Here is a 2,091-nt window from a genome sequence, read left to right as displayed (position 1 = left end):
GGGGCCCCGCCGCCCGCGGGCCTCCGGGGTGGGCCCCCCGCGGGGCGGCGCCCACACCCATGAGCCCGTCGCGGGTCACGTCACGGACAGCGCGCCGTCCACCGCCAGGACCGTGCCGTTGGCGTAGCCGGCCTGTGGCCGGGTCAGCTGCACGATCCACCAGGCGATGTCCTCGGGCCGGCCGACCCGGCCCGCCGGGATCCGCCCCGCCATCTGCGCCAGGAACGCCTCATACGCCTGCTCCGGCATGCCCGCCCGGACGCCGACCCCGGTGTCCACGACGCCGGGCGCGATGCCCACCGAGCGGATGCCGCGCGGCGCGAGCTCCACGGCCCAGGTCCGGGTCAAAAAGTCCAGGGCCGCCTTGGCCATGCCGTACACGGAGTTCTCCGGCCAGGCCCGCCGTCCCAGCGAGCCCGCGGAGCTGACGTTGATGACGACGCCGCCGCTTTTCTCGAGCGCGTCCAGCGCGCGCTGGGTCAAAAACACCGGGGCCAAAAGGTTGGTGCCCAGCTGGGCCCGCACCGATTCCCTCTCAAGGCCGTCCAGGGCGGCGAATCCGGTGACGGCGGCATTGTTCACCAGCACGTCGATACGGCCGAATTCCTTCAGCGCCCGCTCGACGACGACGTCCGGCGCGTCCGGTTCGTGAATGTCCTTGGACAGCACGCGAATTCTGTCCCCGTAGCCGTCCGCGGTTTTTTTCAGGGTCGCTTCGCTGCGGCCGACGACAAGGACGTGCGCGCCGTCGTCGGCGAATGCGCGCGCGGTCGCCGCGCCGATTCCCGTGCCGCCGCCGGTGACGATGACGGCTTTCTGTGCCCTGGTACTCATGAGCACAGCGCGATGTTGACACCGCGGATGACGGCCTGCTCGGCCTCCGGCCCGAAGTCCTTGTCGCCGATCGTGAACGACAGCTGCACGCGGGCGTCGAGGTCGCGGGTGGTGGCCGCGAAGGTGGCGTAGCCGGGGATGCCGGCGCCGTGGCCCCACAGGTCGAGATCGTCGTCGTTCTCGAGCTTCATGATGCCCAGGCCGTAGCCGATGCCCATCGGCAGGTTCTCGATCATCTCGGGCGGCAGCGGGGTGGTCATCTCGGTGAACTCCGGCTCCTTCAACAGCTTTCCGCCGAACAGCGCGGTGAAGAAGCGGTCCAGGTCGGCGGTGGTGGAGATGATCTCGCCCGCGCAGCCGGCCTCGGAGGGGTTCATCAGCGTCACGTCGACCGGCTCGCCGTCGATCTGCATGTAGCCGCGGGCGTGCGGGCCGGGGATGTTCGGGTCGTCGCCCGGCAGCACGGTCTCTCTCAGCTGCAGCGGCTCAAGGACGCGCTCGGTGATCTCCTCGCGGTACGAGCGGGAGGTGACCTTGTTGATGAGGAGGCCGATGATGAAGTAGTTCGTGTTGCAGTACGCGAACTTGGTGCCGGGCTCGAACTCCAGCGGCTTGGCGGCCGCGATGGCGATGAGGTCCTTCGGCTCGTAGTGCTTGTAGCGGTCGCGCAGGAAGCGCTCGCCCGGCTTTTGGAACGAGTCCATGTAGTTGTACAGGCCGCTGGTGTGCTGCAGCAGGTTGCGGATGGTGATCTTCTCGCCGTAGGGCAGCAGGCCCGGCAGGTAGCTCTCGACCGAGCGGTCGAGGTCCACCTTGCCCTCGGCGACCAGCTGGAGCACCACGACGGCCACGAACGGCTTGGTGATGCAGGAGATGCGGAAGCGGCCGTCGGCGGGGACGGGCCGGTCGGTGCCCAGCTCCGCGATGCCGGAGGTCACCACGAAGGACTCCTTTCCGCGGGCGACCCGGAACTGCACGCCTGCGGCTCCTGCTGCGACGAGCCGGTCAGCGGCGCCCTGGACGGCCTGCTCAAGGGCCGAGGCCTGCGGCCGGGCCATCGTCGTCTGCGTCATGTCGGCAAAACCCCCATCGGGTGGCAGTTGGTTGTTACGGCGGTGCGCGGCTCTAAGCGGCCCTGGCGAAGTCGGCTGCGTTTCGCCAGCGCCCCGAAGGGGCGCGGGCTGTGTCGATATGCGGCTCCGCCGCGTGGGCGCGACCAGCCACGACGGACCCGCAGCCGATCGACAGCCCATCGCG

At 69.8% G+C, this 2,091-nt stretch carries 2 protein-coding genes; both read right to left on the bottom strand.

Annotated elements, in window-relative coordinates:
- Positions 1-75: 75 nt before the first annotated feature.
- Positions 76-834 carry an SDR family oxidoreductase gene (locus AB0I98_RS49065; RefSeq protein ID WP_362952915.1) on the bottom strand — a complete coding sequence of 253 codons (759 nt, stop codon included), beginning with the start codon at positions 832-834 and terminating at the stop codon, positions 76-78.
- A complete protein-coding gene (locus AB0I98_RS49060; protein ID WP_362952913.1) occupies positions 831-1,907 on the bottom strand; it encodes a serine hydrolase domain-containing protein in 1,077 nt (358 codons plus the stop codon). Before AB0I98_RS49060 ends, AB0I98_RS49065 begins: the two co-directional genes overlap by 4 nt.
- Positions 1,908-2,091 lie beyond the last annotated feature (184 nt).

Source organism: Streptomyces sp. NPDC050211 (assembly GCF_040656035.1).
GTDB lineage: Bacteria > Actinomycetota > Actinomycetes > Streptomycetales > Streptomycetaceae > Streptomyces.
Note: the sequence above shows the minus strand (reverse complement) of the source record. Positions and strands in the feature narration are given on the sequence as shown.